Genomic DNA, 23208 nt, shown 5'->3' with positions numbered 1-23208 from the left:
TTATTTGTTCTTATTTTTTTGTATCTGGTTGTATGGTTATTGGTTCTTCGATTTTTTGTATTTCCTCTACCTCAGCATCTGCCTCTTCAACTTCGTTTTCTTCAGGTGTCGCTGTTTCTTCTGGTCCTACTTCTATTAATTCTTCTTCTTCGGCTTCGCCTTCTTCCGGTTCTACCGACAATTCTTCTATTGGCTCTTCTGCAAACATTGGTAGCATTGAGGATATTAGAGCACTTCCCTCACTCCAACGAACTTTCATACTTATATTCTGCTCACTTAGATCCTGTGATTTTCCAATAACATCAAACTCTAGCGTTTCTCCAGATCCGATTACTCCCTGTAAAAGTTCAAAATAACCACTTGGATTTATGCTTTCTATATATACCGTTTTTTCCATATTATTAGTAAGCATTATTTTTCTATTTTCTACATCATAGTTTATTGCAATTAAAGCTTCCCCCTCTGGAACCAGACTAATTGTTGCATCACTCGTTATTCCTGCTGTTGAATAGCTATCACTTTGTATAACAAGTAAGGAAATAGATATAAAAAGTCCCGATAGTAATAAAATTGATCTCAATGCTTTTCCTCCTAACTACATAATAAAAGCCCAATTATATTGGATATAAAAATCCAATTACAATCAGGCCGGTTGCACCATTAACTCCATACATCCCAGGTGCCCAAATGCAGAATGTACTTCACAGTTTCCGTTATATATTACTTTTCATAGTTCAGTATAACCAAATTACTCCAAATATAACGTCATTCTACGCGGTTTTCTAGGTTCTTTTTTTGTCTAAAAAGAAGATGTCATGTCTATTGGTGATTCACATAGCTCCAGTTTAATAAGGAGAGTTGCATATGTAAATTCATTCTTCATAAATGTAGGACGTACATCACAGATCTTAAGACAAACATGCATCATCTAATGTGGAGGAAAACATTCTATTTTTGTAATAGTATGAGCGTGATTGCTTTTATATGTATTTTAACCAGTGCAATAAAAAAGATAGCTCTATGTATTTCATAGAGCTATCACAATATTATATTCTTTTATTTTACAGCCTTAACAATTATGTCTACTTTTTTATTGTTTTCAAATCCACCTTTGTAGTTAAGTAAAGTAAGATCTACTCCAACTTGTCCTCCAGCCGGGATTGTATAAGTAGATTCACCTATTCCAAAACCATTAAGAATCTCCAAGTTATTTTTATCAAGATCAGCAAGAGCCTTAAGTTCTTTAGAAGCAGTATCATACTCAAGTGAACTTAGACTTACTGTGTCACTCCCTTTGGCATACACTGTTGCCTTAATCGTGTTTTCTGAGTTATTTTTAATATAAAATATGTTATTCCAAGAGTAGACACTTTCTTCTTGAACACCAAACGCTTTCTTATTGAACCCTTTATCCAAATTCAGGACCAATTCACCATGCACATTGAGATTTTCAGTTGCGCTATGATAAGGGTTACCAATAAGTGCCAGTAATGACTCATCTGTATTCTTGACCGAATATGTTGCATCCGCTGTTACTGCTGCACTTGAGAACGACATTGCCGCCATCGCACTTGATGTTGCTAGTAGAAATACTACTGATAATAAACCTTTTTTCATCTTCATTTAAAAATTCCTCCTAATGTTTTTTTCGGCTCTTCACCGTTATTGGAACTAACCTCAGTATAGGAGGATTTGAGATTGTTAGCCTCACTCGGAAGAGGTCTTTTTGCATATCTCTTGTCTACTTTTATCTACTACTTTTTATACTAAATACTAGTTCAGATGTATAGGAAAGGTATACTTTTGAGCCATATTAGTTCTACTTTAGAGGAATTATACTTTTCTGAATATGCAATAAAATAGAAGGTAGGAGGTATTCCATGAAAATAGTATCTAGAGTAATTAATACCGTAATTATCATTACTATCTTATTAACACTAATTTCTTCAGTTGGATCTGCTATTACAAAAGAACCGATTTTACTTTCCGTCATTCGTTCGAATAGTATGTATCCTGTTTGGGAACGCGGGGATATGGTAATTGTTGAGAATATGAAAGAAAAGAAAAGTATAGAAATTGGAGATACTGTATTTTTTAAATCTAAAGAAGGTAGTTTGGCTTCAAAAGGATGGATTGCTCACAGAGTATTGGCTGGAAATGCTAATGAAGGTTATACAACGAAGGGGGATGCAAATGATTATACAGACCAGGAATTAGGTGATGACGGTCCCATCCGACGAGAATGGATAACCGGAAGAGCCTTAACAATAGGAGGAAAACCTATTGTCATTCCTAAATTAGGTTATTTATCGTTATGGATGGAAAAGTATCAAAAAAACCCGTATATTTTACCGATTTTCGCCGTAATCCTTGCTGTAATTATTGGTGTTGGTGAACTAACATCTGGTCAGAAACGCAAAAAGAAAAGTAAAGGACTGGAGCTACAACTCATCTATATAATAGGTGGGTTAACTATTTCCGTTATTATGGGCTCGACCATGATTGCTTCTGGTCAAAGGTTAACCATAGATTATGAAGTTTCTGATACAACTCAGGGTGTTTTAATGGGGAGTGCAGTGGGCATCTTAATGGTTGGAGACGAAGTTACTCGACCATTATCAGAGCTTAGTAATGGCGGCGTCTTCAAACTAATCGGCACTATTACAACAAACGATGAACAAATTCAGGTTAGCCATACAAATATCCCCCTTGCAAAAGGTCAGCAGATTGAAACCACTTTTACGGTAAAAGCTGAAAAACCCGGTAAGTATCAATCATCTATTCAAGTAGGATTATTTTATCCGTTTTTACCGTCATCACTTATTTACTCTTTAGCAGAAAAAAGTTATTGGTTAGCACTTGCAGTAGTTTCCTTACTACCTGGATTACCTTTAATGCTTTACCCACTAATTGATGGCAAAATGAGAAGAAAAATGATGGCCGTTTTGAGGAAGAAAAAGAATAAGTTGATGAGTAGCTTGCCATTTTGATAACAAAAAGTAGCCGAGATTTTAATTTCGGCTACTTCTTTTTTTAGTAACACGCGTCCCTGTGACAGCCACAATTTGGGGAACAATTGAGTCTGACAGAGGGACGCAACACCAATCCGAAATACCATTCAACTAATCGTTACACCATTCGCATCTTCTTTTAGTAGGTCCTTCAATTCGTGGTAGTTATTTCGGCTAAGTGGTATGAGCGTTTTGTCGTCATTTAATACGATCGTATAGGATCTTGAAAAGTTGTCGGGTTTGATTGACTTTATTTGTTGGATTGGTACGATAAATGATTGGTGAGAACGGTAAAAATGGAAGGAACTAAAGATGGATTCTAAGTTTTTCATCGAATCCTTTGATGTAAACTTTTCATCATTTTTGCATACAACGGTAATGACTCTACCCTTTTTTTCGATATATAGGATATCCTTCACACTGATCATTCTAATTCCACCTGCAAGGTTCAATCCTACTTTTTGTTTCTTTTCACTACCATTAACAGACACGATTTCTCTTACTTTTTTTAATGCCTTTTCTAAACGACTAATATTGACCGGCTTCGTTAAAAAGTCGACAGGGTGTACCTCGTAGCCCTCAAGCGCAAATCCAGGGTATCCTGTCGTAAAAATGATCATCATATTGGGATATTTTTCTTCGATCAGGTGGGCAAGCTGTAAACCATCCATCCCTTCCATTTCAATGTCTAAAAAGACCAACTGGACCGTTCCTTCTTCTAAAAATACAAGCGCTTGCTCTGCAGAGTGGATTTCTTTTATCACCTTAATCATCGGGAAAGATTCTAAGCAAGCTTTTAAAGCTTCTATACAATATTGTTCGTCGTCCACTATTAAAGCATTTACTAACATGACCGTTCCTCCCCCATAGATATTATCTGTACGTTAAAACTAGAACATGATTGGAAGATCCGTCTTTTATCTTTCTTTTTTAAGATGAGAAAGGGATTTTCACTACAAAAGATATAAAACCTTCTTCAAGTTCCGGGTAAATAACACCGTTATATTTTGAGATTATTTTTTGAACTGTTGGAAGTCCTAACCCTTCGTGAGCTGGCTTTGTAGAATAACCAATTTGAAAAATATGATTAAGACTTTCCTCCATCACACTTGTCGAGTTTCCTACAACAATTACAAGATTCATCTTTTCACTCTTTATTTCCACTTCGATCACATTCTGTGCTTGTTTTGGATATTCATATTCATCTATGGCATTCTGTATTAAATTACCTAATATTTTATTCATCTCATAAACCGAGCAAGGCATATTACGTAAATCATCCAGAATATAATAATTAATTTTAATACCTTTGTCCGCAGCCAACTCTTTAAATGCATTAAGCATTGCCCCAATTGCAGGGTGATGCAGCGGCAAGAGGTCATTTATTTCATACGCATCTTTTACCATACCATCAATATATACTTTACAATCATCATATCGTTTATTTTGTATTAATCCATACATAGCTGTTAAATGAAAGTTAAAATCATGTCTTTGGGATCGAATAATACTATAAAAAGAGAGCAAATCCTTTTGATATTGTTTATCGAGAAAAAATTGCATTCTTTCATATTTATTATTAATCGCGTTCCTTAAAAAGAACAGCAAAGAGATACAAACAATGATACTCCATATAGATAGCAAGATTCTAAAATACAATCGCAGATGACCCATTTCCAACGTCATCAAATAAAGCCCTAAGTTTAAAACAAGTAAAAGAAACACTACGAAGTGTAGATAAAATCGATATGAGTTTTCAGGACTATCACCTGGTACTTTTTTTTGAAATAATATTTCAGAGAATAGGAGCGGTTTTTTATAATAGACAATTAGAGAAAATAAAACATTATTTAAACCAATGAATATATCTAGTGAAAATTTTATCCCGATGTCCATTTTTTCTTGACTTACTTGTAAAAGGAGATCAAAAAAATTATATTCTACTAGATGGATAACCATCAAATCAAATGTCAAAGAAAGCAGAATTGCCACGACTGTTTGGGCAAAAGATATTTTTATATAATATTTAGCAATTGGTGTAAGAACGATAAAAATAAAGATGAAAAGTAGATGACTTTCATCAACAAATTGACCTACATAATATAATAACCCTCCAAAAAGACTGACTAACGTCAATTTTCTAACATTTTTAACTAAGTCAATTCCTACTAATGAGAATCCAATGAAAAGGCCGGTATTGATTTCAATTATTTTAATAATGATCGATAAGATAGAAGTAGAAATTTCCCAACTCATCTTATCACCTTCTCTCTATCTACATAAAAAATTTCAGATGGATGTTCGTGATACACCGTAACGCTCCATCATTGTTTTCCACAGATTATTACATATTATACAATAGCCAAAATGAACCTTCAATATTCAATTTTTACACGCTTATTTAGCATTATACATTATATAGAGAAAAGCTGTAGGCGTTGTTTTTCCGAATAACAAGCATGACGTTTCATTAGTTCGTGCAGCATTCGTATTAGTCCTTCCTAGATGACGAAATCCAATAGAAAAAGCCTTTCATCCTCCCCTACTATTTCTAGGTAAAAGATAAAAGGCTTTATAACCTAACGATTTCAATCGGCTTCGTTTATACGAGAAACTTACTTATAAGTTTCTTCTAAAAGTTTATAAATATCTTTTTGGGCAGGATGTCCTTCACCAAGGAAGAAATAGTAGTGGTCAATTGCTAAAACTGGAATTTCCCCTTGTTCACCTTCAAATGTAGCCATTCCCATTCCTGTTTCCTTCGCCTTAACTAAGTTCTCATCAGCTGGATCTAAATCATAAATTTGTAATGGAAGCATGTCTTCTCCATCAATTTCCATTGCCACAGCTTGTTTTGCACCAAAAAATCCGTGGTCAGTAGCTTTAAGTTCTCCAACATCATATCCTTTTTCCTTTAAAAGCGTTTCTACAGTTTTAAAAAATTCATTGTCTACTGAAGTTGGGTCTACTATCTCACCACTAACTTCCGTAGTTTCATCTGTAGAAACTTGTTCTTCTTTTGGTGCTTCTGCATCTGCATTTCCAGTCTCTTTCTTGTCATCGTTGCATGCCGCTAATACAAATGTAAGTGTTAGCATTAGCATTAATAATGGTAATAATTTTTTCATCTTTCTTCCCCCAATAAATTATTTTTTTATGTTAAACATCGAAATCTCGACATTATAACCAAATAAATCATAAACAGTAAAAGCTATTTGTTAGCTAGGTTGTAAAACAAATAATTTTGCTTCTTTTTCTTGTTGGATTTCAACTAGTTTGTGGTAGATTGGGCTCGTTTCAAGCAATTCCTCATGGTTACCTGCACCACTTACTTTCCCATTCTCAATTACAACTATTTGATCGGCATCCCTTACAGCATTTAAATCATGCGCAATCATAATGGTCGTTCGTCCACTCGTCAAATCCTTTATCGATTTGTCAATGGCATGCTCTGAGCGAGCATCTAGACTCGCTGTCGCTTCATCTAATAATAATATTTTTGGATTTTTAATAAACGCACGAGCAATTGCAATACGTTGGCGCTGGCCACCTGATAATTTGGAACCGAACTCCCCAACTTCTGTTTCAAAGCCATCCGTAAACTCTTCGATAAATTCAAGTGCATCCGCCATTCTTGCAGCTTCCTTCAGAAGTTCATCACTTACTTCACTCTCAACCCCATATAGGATGTTCTCACGAATTGTTCCAGATATAAGTGGACTGGACTGGGATACATAAGATATGGACTCTCTCCATTCATCCAGATGGATATCTTCTGCAGGTGTATTGTTTAATACAATTCTACCGACATTCGGTTCATAAAAGCGTTCAAGTAAATTGAATATGGTAGACTTTCCTCCTCCACTTGGCCCAACAATCGCGGTAATTTTACCTGTTGGAAAGGTGAGGTTAACATTGGATAATACGTTTTTATCTTCATAGCTAAAGGATACATTCTCTAATACCAAACCGCTTCCATCTTTTTGAAAAGCTTGGTCAAATGAAGTTTTCCGCTTAAACTCCTCACTCTCTGTACTTAAAAGAGCTGAGATTTTATCAGAAGCACCTTTGGCTTGTTTCAAATTATTCCAAAATAAACTATATTTCAATACAGCCGTATGAATATAAGACACATACATAAAAAATGCGATAACTTGACTTACTTTTAACTCTCCTTGGCTTACAAGGTAAGAACCGTAAATAAGTGTCGTCCCTTGTATGACAGCCTGAGAACTACTTCTAAGGGGTTCTGCAAATAAATCAACAAATGCACGTTTTTTCTCTGCAAAATACTGTTCCTTCAGTGCAATATGTCCTTTCTCTATTTCCCCATGTTCTTTTCCGAAAGATTTGATTAAACGAATTCTCGGTAATCTTTCCGCAAAAAATGCCGTAACACCTGAAAATTGCCCTTGCACTTTTGATTGTGTTTTTTGCGTATAATGTCCGGTAACAACCGTTACGATAAAAATATACGGAATTACGGGAAGCAACGCTAATGTTAGCTTTGCATTCATATTGTACATAATAACAAACGAACCAATGAGTCCGTATGTTGAGTTTAATAGTGCCTTAAAGTCTGAAACGACACTATCTATAAACCCCGTATCTACTGTTACGCGACTAATGAGTTGTTGAGATGGTTGCTTTTTATATTGTCGCATTGGCATATTAATGATTTTCGTCCAAATCGTCTTTTGAATACTTCGTTTTGCAGCTGGTGCAGAAACGGATACAAAAAACGCTGAAACACTCGCCAATAAAAACGCTGCTGCAGATATACCAAGGTATTTCAAAACGATGTCAAGGTCAAAAATTTTCCCTTCAAAAATCTTGGTAGAAACGACCGGTAGACTAAGTCCAGCAGTTGTTGAGGCAATCATCGCAATAAATCCGAAAATATATAAATGCCATGGCAGCTTAGATTTGAAAATAAGCCTAAAAAACTCTCTATAACTATGCTTTTTTTCCTCTTGCATCATTTATTCCCCCTAAAAAGTTGAATTGAAAACATTAGCTCGCTGATGCCTCTAAGTGAAGCTTTATAAATAATTGGTATAGCGCATTTGTTTCTATGAGCTCTTCATGTGTTCCAATACCATCAACTTTTCCAGAGTCTATAAGAACAATTTGGTCCGCATCCCGAATGGTTGACAAATCATGCGCAATCATCACGGTTGTACGACCCTTCATTAATACTTTCATCGCATCTTGGACCGCTTTTTCTGATTGACTATCAAGACTAGCCGTTGCTTCATCTAACAGTAGAACTGGTGCATTTCGCAAAATTGCTCGTGCAATTGCAATTCTTTGACGTTGTCCACCTGATAAACTTGTTCCACCTTCTCCAACATCTGCACTAAATCCGCCTGGGATTTCTTTAATAAATTGAAGTGCATTAGCTAATTCGGCCGCTTGGGCAATTTCAATATCACTTACTTCACGCTCAACCCCATAGCTGATATTTTCACGAATGGTACCAGAAATTAATGGGCTGTCTTGTGCAACATAGCTAAATAGATTACGCCAATCATTTAAATGATACTTGTCAATCGAATTACCAGACAACGAGATCTTCCCAGAATTAGGTTGATACAGTTGCTGGATAAGTGCAAGAATAGTAGATTTCCCACTACCACTCGGTCCTATGATTGCTGTAAGTTTTCCAGATGGAATCGAGAAATTAATATCCGACAAGACATTCTTATCCCCGTAGCCAAAGGAAACATCTTCAAAAATTAGCTCACTATTTATTTCTGTAATAGCGCTCTCTTTTTCATACTCTTCTAATGGACTATCCATCAGCTCTGCAATTCGAGTTGTCGCACCTTGACTACTTTTTATATCCATATATAAATAGATGAATATTGTCAGTGTTGGCCATAACATCCCCACATACGAGAAGAATGCAATCCATTGAGCCATTGTGATGGAGCCATCTTTCACTAAATACACACCATAACCAATAACAAAGGCTTCTTGAATAATACCTAAGACTGCAAATACTGGGTTTTCAATCCAGGCCACAATTGATCTTCGTAAATTTGCTTTATAGTAGTTGTCTAGTTGTGTCTTTCCTCTTTGATCTTCCTTTGTTTCCGTTACAAAAGTCTTAATAAGCGGGACACTCATTAGCAACTCTGAAAGAAACTGAGTAAGGTTGGAAAGTCGATTATACGCTACCTTATTTGCACGATAATTCCACTTTCCGTAGTAAAGATTGAAAGTAAGGTAAAAAGGAATATAGATCATTACAGCTAGACCTAAACGCCATTCATACGTAAATAATATCGCTACTGTTGCAATGGTAGAGTAGATCATCGAGATGAATGATGGGAACCATCCTCCAAGTACTCGACTTATTGTCCCCGCATCTGTTGTTATACGGCTGGTCATTTCAGTAGGCTTCACTTTATCGTACATGAAAAGTGGGGAATGCATAAGACGCTCCCAAATTAACCCACGATAACTCATATCTATTTTGTATAATAATAGTTTGCCGGTATAGCCAACAATTCCATCCATAATTGTTCTTGCGATTAAAACCGCCATCGCCCCATAAATAACTGTTTTTGTAAAAACACCGGAATATACTTTTGTAATATATTGAGGGAATAAAAGAGAAAGTGAAGTTGCGATAAGATTTAGAATTATAACACCAATTAACCATCCCCACGGTAATTTTGCTTTAAACATAAGTTTAAAATAAGCTTTCCAAATGCCTTTTTCTTTCTCTTTTCTAAGTTTTCTTTTTGATAATTCCAAAGATATTTCCCCCTCATCGTGTAAAATCTCTTCTATTTATTTAATTTTCAGATAATATAGATTAAAAAAAACCTTAAGAAAGGCGTACAACTTAGTCGTTTAGACCATCCGTGTAAGCACGCCAATCTTGTATTAGGATTGTATATTACCTGAGAATGAGAGTTGTTTTATTTTAAGAGATGGAATGGTTACACTTCCTCGGAAATCTAAATCATTACCGATTTCTTCAATATTATGGAGGATATCAAAGAAGTTTCCTGCTACAGTAATTTGGTCAACTGGGCGAGTAATTTTTCCATTCTCAATTAGGAATCCAATTGCAGCTACTGAAAAATCACCTGCTACTCCATTAATTCCAGCATTCATCCCTTGAAGCTCGACAAGCATAATTCCTTTATCCATCTTTTCAATCATTTCATTTAAAGAGGACTCACCAGGATCCAGGTATACATTATATGGACCCACTCCAAGTGTTCCACGATAACCACCCTTAACTGCGTTTCCTGTTGACTCTATGCCATCTTTTTTGGCTGTTTTACGATTATGCATAAAGGTTAATAACTGACCATTTTTAATAATTTCTTTTCTTTTTGTCCGATAACCTTCTGAATCAAATGATGCATATCCAACTACACCAGTCATTGTAGGATCATCTACCAATGTAATATTATCACCCGCAACCTGTTCGTTCAGCTTTCCTTTAAACTTAGAATAGCCTTTTTGAACAGATTCGGCAGAGAATAAACCTAGATAAGAACCAAGCAAGTCAGTCGCTGTGTCATAGCGTAAAATGACAGGATAATCGCCAGTTTCAAGCGATTCTGCATGTAATTTTGAAACAGTCTCTTCGACACCTTTTTTAGCAATTTCTTTAAAATTCAAATCTGAAAATTTAACGAACGTAAAATCGGATTTTCCGCCTGTTGCCATTGATGTTCCTTCACTCGCTTGCAAGTAAATCTCCGCGGAAACATAGGAAGATTTAGATTGGCAAAGCAACCCTTTTGTGTTAGCGATCAATGATTCACTTACCACTTTCGATACTCCACAGTAGTTCACATTCTCAATTCTGTCATCTAATTCCAAAGCTGTTTTTTCCATTTCAAAGGCAGCTTCGATTAATTGGCTTGCTTCTATCTCAGCTAGTGATTCTGAAAATGGTCTAGGAGCAGCGTATTCGTCAGACCCTTCAAATAAATCTTCCGAATCTTCTACTTCTATTACCCTCGCATTGCTCATTGCCTCTTCCAGTAATAGCGAAATGGAGTCAAGATCAACTTTTTCCGCATACGCATAACCCATTTGTCCATTAAATAATCCACGGAGTGAAACGCCACCTTGTTCAACGATGGTATATTCATCAATTTCATGTTTATGGACACTTATCGAGATGGCCTTACTAGAAGAAAAATAAATTTCCATTTCACTAAAACCTATTTCTTTCCCTTGTTGAAAAATCTCGTGTTGAAATTCAGTGATTTCCATTAATCAGTTACCCCCTCTTCCGCCAACCGTTAGTTCAGACACTCTGATTGTTGGTTGACCAACTGTAACTGGAACTTGACCACTACTTGCCCCACACATTCCAATACCAAGCTCTAAATCGTTTCCAACCATATCAATTTTCTTCAATGTGTCAATACCTTTACCAATTAATGCTGCACCTTTGATTGGTTCAGCGATCTTACCATCTCGAATCATATACGCCTCACTCACTGTGAAGTTATAATCACTTGTCGCTGGATTAACGGAGCCACCATCTAAGTGCTTTGCATAAATCCCATACTCAGTATTTGCGATGATTTCTTCCGGGCTTGAAGTTCCAGGAGCAATAAATGTATTATTCATCCTTGACGTTGGCGCATATTTATACGATTCACGTCTTCCAGAACCAGTTGGGTCCATTCCCATTTTGCGACTTCCAACTTTGTCTATGAGATAGCCTTTTAATATGCCGTTTTCGATTAGAAGGTTTCTCTGAGTTTTCATACCTTCATCATCTATATTTAAAGAACCCCATGTATTTTGGAGTGTTCCATCGTCATAGGCAGTTACGAGTGGAGATGCAACCTGTTCACCTAGTTTATCCGCAAAAATAGAAGCATTTCTTGATACAGCATGTGACTCTAAACCATGACCACACGCTTCATGGAAAATTACTCCACCAAAACCATTATTAATGACTACCGGGAAATTTCCTGAAGGTGCATGATCTGCGAACAGGATTGTTTTAGCACTTTGAGCAACTTCACGTGCATGTGCTTCGAAATCTAATTTCTCCATATTCTCTAATCCACCGAAAAATCCTGGACCCATGAATGCCGATTCCTTTTGTCCATCTTTTTCAGCCATCGCACTAATACCAAGACGATTGTAGCTTCTACGATCTTCAACGAACAATCCTTCTGAGTTTGCGATTAATATATCTTTTATCGAATCACTATAAAAAAGCATTGTCTGTGTAATTACAGGATCATAACCTTTTGCTGCTTCATTCGCACGTCTTAACCATTCTACTTTTCTATCTTTTGACACGGAATTTGGCAACACAATAATATGATGCTTATTATCAATAATAGATTTACGTAAATCTATAGATAGGTTTAATGGATTGCTGCGAATCGATTGTGCTGCTGCACGTGCGACTCGGATTAAGTTTTCCTCACTTGCATCATTTGTATATGCATAAACGGAATATTCATCTTTCAAAATTCGAATTCCAACCCCAAAATCTCGACCAGAAATTGCTTGTTCCAGTACGCCGCCAATCATGCTTAGGGAAGTATTTCTTTTATCTTCTAAGAATATGTCCACAAAATCTCCACCTGTTTCAAGTGATGCATGTAGCACGTTCTCTACGATTGATTGTTGTAGCATGTTTTCACTCCTTATCTCTTATGACCAGAGATCTATAATACTTCTTTCACAAATTCTAGTAGTTCATCTTCAAATTTAGCGCCGATAAATTTATTCACTTCGTTGCCATCTTTAAATAACATTAAAGTAGGAAAAGCCATCAGTTCATATTTCACAGCAACATCGCTTTGTTTTTCAACTACATCTTCATAAGTTACTTTGTGTTTAACTACTTTCACTTTTCCTGCAAGGTTTTCTGCAACTTCTTCTAAAACCGGAACCATTGCTTCACATGGTCCACAACCATCTGTCCAAAAATCTACTAATACTGGAAGTTCGCTTTCTAGTACTTCTTTATTAAATTCTTCTTTTGTAATGGAAATTACATTTGACATATTAATTTATCTCCTTTTTGTTGTTGATTTTCCAAATAGGACTGGAATAATGCAGCATTTATAAAGTGTTGAAATGCTTCTTCCATTCACCACTTACTGACTAGATATACTTAGAGACCCGTAACTTCTCCTTTTACAAATTCAAGTAGTTGGTCATCGTATAGTCCCCCGATGAATCTCTTTACTTCTTCGCCATCTTTAAAAATGCACATTGTTGGGAAACTCATAATTTCATACTTTATAGCTACATCGCTTAGCTTTTCCATAACGTCTTCATACGTCACATTGTGTTTTACTACTTTTACTTTTCCAAAACTAGTTTCTGCGAATTCTTCTAAAGTTGGTTCCATTGCTTCACATGGACCACACTCATCTGTGCAAAATTGGACCAATACTGGAAGTTCCATTTCTATTACTTCTTTTTGAAACTCTTCTTTTGTAATTGAAATTACTTTTGACATGTTAAAATTCCCCTTTGGAATTAAATTTTTTAAAAATATGTAAACCTTATAAAGCTGAATCTATAAAGCTCTGAAAATACTCTTCTTCCATCCCGCCAATTTCAGATTTTACCAGTTCACCGTTCTTAAAAATAAGAAATGTCGGAAAGCCCATTACTTCATATTTTTTTACAATTTCATTTGATTCATCTATTACTTCTTCAATGGGTACATGAAATTTAACTAGTTTTAATTTACCTTCTAATTTTTCTGAAAATTCTTCCAGCATAGGTACCATTGCTTCACAAGGTCCACAATTATCTGTCCAAAAGTCCACGATGACCGGAAGTTCGCATTCTAAAACTTCCTTTTGAAATTCATTTATAGTAACACTCTTAATTGATGACATTTATTCAAATCCCCCTGAAATCGTATTCTGTATATTTTAAACTAACTATTGTTTCTAATAATTCAGAAACCATATTAAGACTGTATATTTTTTTTTGCTCCACTTCAATACGTTATGTCAATGATGGTCTTTTTCTTGTTCATTCTGTCATTCGGTTAAACACCGCTCTTTATACTTGTACTTTCATGCTTTCTATAAGTTCTTCGATGTAGTGTTGAGCACTTTGCGCTGCGATACTACCATCACCAGTTGCAGTAACAATTTGACGAAGCATTTTTTCGCGAACATCACCCGCTGCAAAAATACCAGGTACATTTGTCTCCATTCGTTCATTGGTTTCAATGTAGCCAAACTCATTCGTGATTCCTATGTTTGTAAACGGTTTGGATAGCGGTAGCATACCTACATAGATGAATACGCCATCTACTGGAACATCCTGGTCTTCTCCTGTTTTAGAAGAGGCTAGCGTAACACTTCCCACTTTGCCTTCTACTGCATTAATTTCTTTGACGGTATGATTCCATATGAACGAAATTTTTTCATTGTCAAATGCTCGTTGCTGTAAAATAGCTTGCGCGCGTAGTTCTTCCCTTCTATGAACGATCGTGACACTAGTTGCAAATCGCGTTAAATACACAGCCTCTTCCACAGCAGAGTCTCCTCCACCTACTACCACTAGTTTTTTTCCTTTATAGAAGGCACCATCGCAAACTGCACAGTAGGAAACACCTCGGCCTGCAAGTTCTTTTTCCCCTGGCGCACCAAGTTTTTTGTATTCTGCTCCCGTAGAAATAATCACAGCCCGGGCTTTATATTGTTTAGATCCAGCAATAACTGTTTTATATTCTTTGCCATCGATAATTTCTTTAAGATTTCCATAGGCGTATTCCGCACCAAATTTCTTCGCATGTGCAAACATTTTTTTCGATAAATCTGGACCAAGGATATGTTCAAACCCAGGATAGTTTTCAACTTCTTCCGTATTCACCATTTGTCCGCCTGGTACACCACGTTCAATCATTAAAGTAGACAAGTTGGCACGAGAAGTGTATACAGCTGCCGTCATTCCAGCAGGTCCTGCTCCAATAATTATTACATCGTATATTTTTTCTTCTGTCATTTTCCTTCACTCCTAATTAGTTGTTACTTCTCCATCATTAACTTTAGAATCCATTCATCTGTTTGCCTTGTTCCTTCGTTTCCAAGTGTACAAAATGCTTCAATACTTTTTTCTACATCATCATGGATAAATCCGTCTGTTGACTTAATTTCTTGGTTATTCAAGGCTAATAAAGCAGATTGAACTGCAACATTGGAATTAGTAGAAACTTTCATAGCACATCCCGCTTTTGCTCCATCACAAATCATTCCCGACACGTTTCCGATCGTATTTTGAACCGCCGCTTTTACTTGTTGGAGAGAGCCATCAAGTAAATACACGATTGCTGCACTCGCACCCATCCCTGCAGTTGTCACACCACATAATGCAGATAGTCTACCAAATTTTGATTTAATATGAATCGTTACCAAGTGACTTAGTGCAACCGCACGTATCATTTTTTCTTCTGATACTTGTAATTTCTCTGCAACTCCAACGACTGGCAACGTCACCGCAATTCCTTGGTTACCACTACCGGTATTAGCCATAACCGGGAGCGTTGAACCCGCCATCCTTGCATCTGATCCTGCAGCAGCAAGAGACATAGCAGCAGTAGCTAAATCATCGGATAATATTCCTTTTTCCACGTTCATTCGAATCGTTTTTCCTACATTCAGTCCGTAATTACCAGTAAGCCCCTCTTCTCCAATGACACGATTTAAGGTAATGCTCTCTTTGACAACTGTGAGGTCTTGGATATCTACTTCAAGTACCCACTCAAAGATCTCATCGATCGTTAACTTGTCTAGACTCTCTTCCCCTGACTGAACACTACTATTCTCGCAGCCACCTCGGAATACTGCCTTTCCATCAACCTCTATTAACGAAATATTACTATGATTGTCTGAAATGATGACCCGAGCGTGCTCACTCTCTGTTTGAACAATAACCTCAATATATAATCGCTTCGGTGTGTCCGCCTGACTCGCTTTCACTTTTCCCTCTTGTATCAATTTAAAAGCTGCACGCTCATCCTCTGCCGTAAGACCAGCTAACACTTCCAACCCGTTATCCGCATTCCCTGCAACTGCTCCTATGGCTGCTGAAAAATCCAATCCCTTCCCTGACATTCCAGGAATACCGACAGACTTTGCATTTTTTATAATATTGCCACTCGCTTTTACCACAAGTTCTTGTATGGCACCGTTCACATGCTTTCTAGCAGTCGCAGCTGCTAATGCAATAGCAACTGGCTCCGTACACCCAAGCGCAATAACTAATTCCTTTTCTAGTATCGCTAAAATTTTATTTTTTTCCATCCGCTATAACCGCCCTTTCTACTACTTATCAAGGTTACCATTCAATAATTTTACTATTTCAATGATTCAGTACTTACGTAATGAAATCGTATCTTTTTTTGCTCATAACCTCAATACGTTTGGACAATGATGGTAGAATTCGTGCTTATTGTGTCTGAGATATTTTAGACATAAGTAAAAAACAATCGAAATTTATGCAAATTCTTTTTGGGATACGCCTTCGTGGAATTTTGTTATTATACAAAAACTAGTGGTTCTGTTGCCTTGGTAAAGATTGTACGAAAATATTAGAAAATAAAACAAGCAACCAAGTTAGAAATTGGTTGCTTGTTTGTATTTTTACAGTATGGTTGGATAGATTTATGTTTTAATAGCAAGAAAACTTATTCGTGAATTCCAACTAAATATCAGAATGACTCACAATTTACAATAACATTGAAACTAGATTATCAATATCCTTTTATTTGAAAGCCATTAGTTAATTTCAAGTTCATATCATACGCATTTGTTACCCCTTCAATTGCAATAACATTTAATGGGCCTGTTAATATTCCATCCTCACCTTTTTCTAAGATGGATCCTGCAATTTTATCCTCTACAGTTGGTCCAAATTTCACTTTAAAACCGTTTGTGACAGTAGAGAAAATTGTTCCATTTGCATTGTTTGTATATTGAACTTTTGTTCCGTCTGCATCTTGTAGAGTGATGAAAGCTGTTTTAGATAATACAACTTGATCTTGAGCCACTTCAGTCCCATTTGTTCGTTTTATCGGAGCAACTGTGAATGTAACTTCTTTATTTGATATGTCTTCATTTTCGCCTGTTCCTTCACTTACAGATAAAAGATTCATTGGACCTTCAACTACTCTTAGTGTTGTTGCGTTCAATGTGTTAAAAATAGGAACAGTTTTTCCTGCTTGCTGCTGCATAATGTAGAAATCAGTTAATTCATTTTGATCAACGTTTGTCTTAAACTTCCATTCTCCCGTTGTAGAGTTCATTCTTACTTTTCCAAGGTAGATACCTGAGTTTTTGAAAAAGAAGAGTTCTTCATTTGGCTGTCCATAACCTGAAAGTTCAATACTATTTCCGATCATTCGATAGCCAGCAGTACCAGATTTTCGTAAAAACTTGTAATCAGGTGTTAAGCCAATGAAATAATAATTTTCAGCTATGTTAAAAGATGAGCTTGATGTCGGCTGATACGTTCCATTGATTGTATCTTCTTTATTTAACGCATATTTGAAGGTATCATAGTTTACTGCAATTCCTTCATTACGATAAGAATCGAGAGTACCCTTTAATATATACTTTAGTCCATCCGTAGTGACAAAATAGTTATTATACACATCCACATATAGTACTTTCTTGTTGGATATAGTTCCTGCTTTAGCTGGTGCATAAAAGTTTATAATGCCAGATGTTTGCGTATCTATTACTCTATTATTCTCCATTTTGTTGAATGAAATCGTCTTATCCATCGCAGTAGTACTTACATTATTTGCAGTAAATGTGATAGTGACTGTACCATTCTTATCTGGCAAAGCATTTACACTTTTAGCTCCTGAGATAATGTTTTCAATACCATTTATCGTTAATATTTTAACACCCGTTGGAACGTCGATTCGTACAGTATTATAACCATAAGAACCAGCGAAAGTAGCAGATATAGCAAGCACTTCTGATGTATCTCTATGTTGCGTAGTCATGTTTCCTATTTGAATAGGAACAATGCTACCTGGAACGGTAAAGCTTGCTGAACTTCCTTTATACTTTAATGTGTATTTCATACTAGGTGTTTGGGCAGTGGTTGTTAAAGTAACAGTTAAGCCGTCTTTACTTAGAGTCGCATATGTAACAGCTAAACCATTATCTAATGTAAATTCAGAAGCTTGAATCGTTGTAACCGCTCTGTTCAATTTTACAGAAACAGTTGTGTTATCTATTCGTGTAAGCGTTGATATTTGAAGTGGTAAAGTTTTCAATACATCGTCCACTCTTTTTTGCAAAGAACTTCCCCAGATTAATTCGTTTGCTTTGAGAATTGCTTGAGCTTCATCCACTTTTCTAATTGCATCTAAGTTTCTACCTGCCTTAATATCTGCTGCTGCATCTCTGGAAAGCATATGCACCGTCACATCGTTTTTTAAATACTTAATGAGGTCTTCAGCTGGTCCTTTTACAGCATTTCGAATAGCATCACGAGTTGATTGACCATAAACACGATCTAATAATATCGTTTGTTTACGAAATTCTGCCGTCATTTCGTGATACGCCGTTTCAACATTATCAATATTATTTGCATTAACTGCTGCTGAAAGTTTATTCTTTTTTTCATTAATTTTTATACTTGCAGTAATTGCATCAAGATATCCTTGCGCACGTTGCATTTGAATCTTCGGTTCGGTTAAACGAGCTTCCAATTTCAGTCTATCCGAGTAACTCAATTGATTAAGTGCTGCTTCCGCCTTTTCTAAAGCATTTTTCGCTGCATTAAATTGATTCCATGGCTGAGTAACTCCATCCGCAGAACCTTCTATAGAAATCGCCCACTTCAATACGTTACTTGCATTTTGTGCATCGGTCATTAATTTATCAATATTTGGTGCTGCATCCGCCTGTTGACCTGGTGCAGTTGCCACAAATGCCGATGTTGCAACTGCTAAAGCAGCCCCAATTTTAACTGTACTCTTATTCATATTTTTGCTCCCTTTTATTAAAATACTTACATATTTCACTTTTTAAATGTACACCAAAAAATATACGAAACTCTGGATAAATTACACTTTTTATTTCTTACTACGTATTCTACACTACACATCAATAATCCTTTTTTCTGAATTATTCCTTTACTCTATTGGTACGTTTTAGATAAAAAAAAGTTTCATTTTATTGAGATGAATAGCAATATAATGATCAAATACCTCATCCAGTATTGGATAAAAAAACTCAATCGAAAATAAAATCCGATTGAGAGTTAAATTACATAGACAATATTTGTGCTATTAGCTAGTTATTATTTCAATTTTCCAGTTGGACCAATCTGGATTTACTTTTTTAATTTTTTCTTTTGGAATAAACAAACTCATTGGACGAGCATGCTTTGCATTAATGTTAAATTCCTTTAATTGAAATTCATGTTGAGCAACTAGATCTTTGTCTGCATCAAACAATTGTATAGGTAGACTATTAAGAATGACTCCCTTATCGAAAGAATTCCGTATAAATACATCAATGGTAACACCATTTTCTTGTTCTGCTAAACTAATGGTGGAAATTGACACATCATTAAGTGCTAATGGATTTAAAGAAGCCAGTGTTTTCTCTAATGATTCTTTTTGATCTTTAGTTAATTCTTGTGTCCACTTTTCATCTAATTGTAAGGAAAAATCTGATATAGATTCTTGTTTGTATTCAAAAACTACTTCAAATTCCATTTTGTCAGTTATATCATCATATGCTACAAGTAAAAATTCGTTTTCAAATTCAAACATCCATGGACGAGCTCTTAGAGGAGCTAATTCACCATAGTGTTCCATATTAAAATCTTTCTTTGCAATTTCTTTTCCGGCTATATCGCGAACTATTAACCGAATATCAGCTAAAGCTAAATTCTTTTGCAAAGATTGGCGAATGATTGCTGTTATGATACATCCGTCATTTGTTTTGTGAAGATTTACTCCATGAATATTAATTTGATTTGGATTTAAACCTTTTAATTTATTGTGAGCAGCTTGAAAAACGTAGCGTTCTTGTTCGTTTAGATTCCACAAGTCGCTAAATTCTAACGTAGTTTTCAATCTATTGGATAACTTTGGTTGAGGTACTTTATTTGATTTAAACATTAGAACATCCTTTCAAAACGAATACTGAATATCTATTATACCATCATACCAAAAGTAGTACTATATACGTAAGTATATCAAATCAAATTTGCTATTGTGATTTGTTGGCGAGAATTAAGGTATTATCAATCGAAAAAAATCCAAGTAAAATCGCATGAGGTTGAAGAAAATTTTAAAAATCTTGATTTGTTGAATTGCGTAGGAAACTGAGCTCATCAATTTTATTTTAATAAAAAGAAAAATCCCTCAATCGATTTCTCGATTGAGAGACTCTCCTCATCCTTACAACCTAGTTTTCTCAAACTATATTGTCAGTACTGCATTAAAACCTAGTACTTAAGATAAATTATTTAGCTTCTTTTGAAACACTTACTTTAAATCCGTAAGCATTTGTAACACCAGTTACTTCAGTAACATTTAATAAGCCAGTTAGGTTTTTACCTACTACAGAAAGTTTAGATGGTGTACCAAATGTAACTACAAAACCTTTTGCATCTGTTGTAATTGTTGTACCACCAACACCATTAGTATAAGTAGCACTCAATAAACTACCATCTTGTAAAGTAATTGATGCATTTTTAGCGATAACTGCAGTGCTGTCTTGATCTGCAGGAATATCTGCTGTAAAGAAAACTGTTTGACCAGTTACAGATTTATCAGATGCAACTTCAATTGCAGGATATTTAGCTGTAAATTTACCAGGAACAACATCAATTGCGTTTTCTAATTCATCTAAAGTTAATTGGTCGTAAGTTGGAGCAATTTCATTTACCTTAGTTGCTTGACGAGCTACAAATGTAGTAGCTGTTGGGACAGCAACATTCACAGCCCATAGACCATTAGACCCTACTTGAACTTGTGCAACTGGATTGCCTTTAAGCTTCTCATTGTAAATAGATACTACTTTTCCTGCTTCGCCAGTCCCAGATAATTTAACAGAATATCCTTCTATGCGATAAACATCTGTTTCTAACTGATCAAATTGATCAACCCAAAATTCTGAAACTGCTTGAACACTAAGTGCAAGTTTAAGAGTTGACCCACTTCCAGTTCTGTAATTACCAGTAACTGTATCTCCTGCTTTTACTTTTGCTTTAAATGCATCAAATGTAATAATAGAATTGTTTGTATCTTGATATACATTTCCTGATGCTGTTAAAGTAAACTTGTCAAGATTTTTAGTTACAAAATAATTATTAGCAGCATCTACATATTTTACTACACCAGTAGCACTTGAAAGTGGTGTATTATCGTCTGCTTTTTTATAGAAATTCAAAGTACCAGAAGTTTTAGTATCCGCTGATGAAGATCCATCAGGATAAGTAACAAATTTAACTTGACCGCCAGCTACTGGAACAGTAGCTAAAGTATTATTTGTAACTGTTAATACTAATTGTCCATTTACATCAGGATAATAAGTGTTATCACTGTTCGGAGCAGCTCCATTTACAGTTACAACTTTATATGCATCTGCAACTTTTTTACCATCAGCACCAGTAGCATCTGTGAAAGAAACTTTAACTGGTCCATTATAAGCTCCACCAGATTTAGCTTTAAATGTAGCTACAACTGCGTAAGTTTGACCAACTTCACCGTGGAATGCAGCTGTTTCAACAGCAATGTTACCAGGAAGTGCAGGAACTGAAGCTACTGCGTCTGTTACTGATTTTTGTAGAGCAGTTTCCCATTTAAGAACGTTTGCATCAAGGATTGCTTGTGCTTCTGCAAGTTTTGCATTAGCTTCAACAATTAGCCCTGCTTTAACGTCTGCTGCTGCTGCTTTAACAAGCATGTTAACTGTTACTTCGTTTTTAACTGAAGCAACTGCTTTTTCGATAGCTGGTTTAACTGCGTTACGAATTTCGTCACGAGTTGATTGACCATATACGCGGTCTAAAAGTTTAGCTTGTTTACGGTACTCAGCAGATGCTGTGTGGTAAGCAGGCTCAACTTTTTCGATATCGCCAGTAGCGATTGCTGCATTTAATTTAGATGTTAAGTCTTTAATTTTTTCACTTGAAGTGATTGCATCGATGTAAGCTTCTGCACGTTTCACTTGTAATTTTGCATCTACAAGTTTAGCGTCAACGCTTAACTTTTCAGATGTAGAAAGCCCTTTAGCTGCTGCTTCAGCTGCTGCTACTGCTTTTTTAGCTGCATTGTATTGATCGTACGGACGAGTAACGAAGTCAGCAGATCCTTCTAATGAGATAGCCCATTTTAATACTGTACCTGCATTTTGTGCGTCTGTTACTAATTGGTTCACATTTGTTGCTGCGTCAGCTTGGTGTGCTGGTGCTGCTGCAACGAATGCTGAAGCTGCTACTGCAGTTGAAGCTGCAATTTTGATAGCTTTTTTCTTCATAAACTTGTGATCTCCCTTCGCTTGTGTGTTGCAATTTTTTTAGTGTGTAAAACCGGTCGCTTGATCGCGTCCAATATCGTCACCCTAACTAATATATGAGTATACAAAACTCATATGCTAAAATCAACTAATATCCTTAAAGATTACCAGTTTATTTTGAGGATGATGTTGTGGAAGCACCAAGGACACTATTACATATTCCATATTACAGGAATAATTCCATTTGCGCCACCTTTTTTTTGTGGATAATTCTAACTAAATTTAGATTACTAGATTTTTCTTGTTTCCCTCTTTTAAATAGAACAAATATTTTATCTTTTTTTTTTTTACTTTTTCTTATTATAAATGCGTGCAATTTTTGTTTTTTGTGTTATGATGTACAGTATAGAAGGTTACTTATAAATGTGTAACGCCGTAAACTTGTTTGTACATTCATTAATGTGCAGCCTTCTACTTCCTTCGTTTTATCGCTCAAGAAGAGAAGCATCTGAATTTCGGATGCTTCTCTTCTTATTTTATTTGGTTATTACTAAAGCCTAGGATTAAGATTATAGAATTAGCGGGCTATGAGGTTCTAATTGGAATACGAGATCGTTGTGCTTATCCAACTATCGTAGCTGTATTTTTTTATATCCTCTGGCTGTTCTTCACTTTTAGTCTACTTAAGCAATAGTATGTCCAATCATATAGTCATTCATGGAACG

18 protein-coding genes and 1 riboswitch are annotated in these 23208 nt (G+C 35.8%); of the genes, 1 reads left to right on the top strand and 17 read right to left on the bottom strand.

Features of this window, described 5'->3' with window-relative positions; translation table 11 throughout:
- Window positions 1-10: 10 nt before the first annotated feature.
- On the bottom strand, window positions 11-580 hold the full coding sequence (locus ACEPXG_RS03670; RefSeq protein WP_391207622.1) for a hypothetical protein: 570 nt from the start codon (window positions 578-580) through the stop codon (window positions 11-13).
- 57 nt (window positions 581-637) lie between these two features.
- Window positions 638-721, bottom strand: a riboswitch (cyclic di-GMP riboswitch).
- Between the two features lie 335 nt (window positions 722-1056).
- Complete coding sequence (locus ACEPXG_RS03665; RefSeq protein WP_391207620.1) at window positions 1057-1623, bottom strand: hypothetical protein; 567 nt, start codon at window positions 1621-1623, stop codon at window positions 1057-1059.
- A 257-nt stretch (window positions 1624-1880) separates the two neighbouring features.
- Between ACEPXG_RS03665 and ACEPXG_RS03660 the strand changes: the two genes are divergently transcribed.
- Window positions 1881-2990, top strand: a complete 1110-nt coding sequence (locus ACEPXG_RS03660) for a signal peptidase I (protein WP_391207618.1) — start codon at window positions 1881-1883, stop codon at window positions 2988-2990.
- 128 nt (window positions 2991-3118) lie between these two features.
- Here the strand turns inward: ACEPXG_RS03660 and ACEPXG_RS03655 are convergent, their stop codons facing one another.
- From ACEPXG_RS03655 to ACEPXG_RS03585, 15 genes are all read right to left on the bottom strand, one after another.
- Complete coding sequence (locus ACEPXG_RS03655; RefSeq protein WP_391207616.1) at window positions 3119-3862, bottom strand: LytR/AlgR family response regulator transcription factor; 744 nt, start codon at window positions 3860-3862, stop codon at window positions 3119-3121.
- A 79-nt stretch (window positions 3863-3941) separates the two neighbouring features.
- Window positions 3942-5267, bottom strand: a complete 1326-nt coding sequence (locus tag ACEPXG_RS03650; protein ID WP_391207614.1) for a sensor histidine kinase — start codon at window positions 5265-5267, stop codon at window positions 3942-3944.
- 359 nt (window positions 5268-5626) lie between these two features.
- The gene (locus ACEPXG_RS03645; protein ID WP_391207611.1) at window positions 5627-6139 is read right to left on the bottom strand and encodes a hypothetical protein; all 513 of its coding nucleotides are present in this window, start codon (window positions 6137-6139) and stop codon (window positions 5627-5629) included.
- 90 nt (window positions 6140-6229) lie between these two features.
- The gene (locus ACEPXG_RS03640) at window positions 6230-7993 is read right to left on the bottom strand and encodes an ABC transporter ATP-binding protein (RefSeq protein WP_391207609.1); all 1764 of its coding nucleotides are present in this window, start codon (window positions 7991-7993) and stop codon (window positions 6230-6232) included.
- Between the two features lie 31 nt (window positions 7994-8024).
- Window positions 8025-9776 (bottom strand): ABC transporter ATP-binding protein, encoded by a 1752-nt coding sequence (locus ACEPXG_RS03635; RefSeq protein ID WP_391207607.1) that lies wholly within the window; start codon window positions 9774-9776, stop codon window positions 8025-8027.
- 132 nt (window positions 9777-9908) lie between these two features.
- Window positions 9909-11261, bottom strand: coding sequence for a TldD/PmbA family protein (locus tag ACEPXG_RS03630; RefSeq protein ID WP_391207605.1), 1353 nt, complete (start codon window positions 11259-11261; stop codon window positions 9909-9911).
- A gap of 3 nt (window positions 11262-11264) precedes the next feature.
- Window positions 11265-12653: a TldD/PmbA family protein gene (locus tag ACEPXG_RS03625; protein WP_391207603.1), complete on the bottom strand. Its 1389-nt coding sequence runs from the start codon at window positions 12651-12653 to the stop codon at window positions 11265-11267.
- A gap of 32 nt (window positions 12654-12685) precedes the next feature.
- Window positions 12686-13027 (bottom strand): thioredoxin family protein, encoded by a 342-nt coding sequence (locus ACEPXG_RS03620; RefSeq protein WP_391207601.1) that lies wholly within the window; start codon window positions 13025-13027, stop codon window positions 12686-12688.
- A gap of 110 nt (window positions 13028-13137) precedes the next feature.
- The gene (locus ACEPXG_RS03615; RefSeq protein ID WP_391207599.1) at window positions 13138-13488 is read right to left on the bottom strand and encodes a thioredoxin family protein; all 351 of its coding nucleotides are present in this window, start codon (window positions 13486-13488) and stop codon (window positions 13138-13140) included.
- A 46-nt stretch (window positions 13489-13534) separates the two neighbouring features.
- Window positions 13535-13876 carry a thioredoxin family protein gene (locus tag ACEPXG_RS03610; RefSeq protein WP_391207597.1) on the bottom strand — a complete coding sequence of 114 codons (342 nt, stop codon included), beginning with the start codon at window positions 13874-13876 and terminating at the stop codon, window positions 13535-13537.
- A gap of 169 nt (window positions 13877-14045) precedes the next feature.
- On the bottom strand, window positions 14046-14996 hold the full coding sequence (trxB, locus tag ACEPXG_RS03605; RefSeq protein ID WP_391207595.1) for a thioredoxin-disulfide reductase: 951 nt from the start codon (window positions 14994-14996) through the stop codon (window positions 14046-14048).
- Window positions 14997-15019: 23 nt separating this feature from the next.
- The gene (locus ACEPXG_RS03600) at window positions 15020-16294 is read right to left on the bottom strand and encodes a serine dehydratase subunit alpha family protein (protein ID WP_391207593.1); all 1275 of its coding nucleotides are present in this window, start codon (window positions 16292-16294) and stop codon (window positions 15020-15022) included.
- Window positions 16295-16743: 449 nt separating this feature from the next.
- Window positions 16744-18993: a hypothetical protein gene (locus ACEPXG_RS03595; protein WP_391207590.1), complete on the bottom strand. Its 2250-nt coding sequence runs from the start codon at window positions 18991-18993 to the stop codon at window positions 16744-16746.
- Window positions 18994-19299: 306 nt separating this feature from the next.
- Window positions 19300-20139, bottom strand: a complete 840-nt coding sequence (locus ACEPXG_RS03590; protein WP_391207588.1) for an SLAP domain-containing protein — start codon at window positions 20137-20139, stop codon at window positions 19300-19302.
- Window positions 20140-20485: 346 nt separating this feature from the next.
- Window positions 20486-22504 carry a hypothetical protein gene (locus tag ACEPXG_RS03585; RefSeq protein ID WP_391207587.1) on the bottom strand — a complete coding sequence of 673 codons (2019 nt, stop codon included), beginning with the start codon at window positions 22502-22504 and terminating at the stop codon, window positions 20486-20488.
- Window positions 22505-23208: the final 704 nt, after the last annotated feature.

This window comes from Psychrobacillus sp. L4, from assembly GCF_042944905.1.
In the GTDB taxonomy this organism is placed as follows: domain Bacteria; phylum Bacillota; class Bacilli; order Bacillales_A; family Planococcaceae; genus Psychrobacillus.
This window is presented reverse-complemented; position numbering and strand designations above follow the sequence as displayed.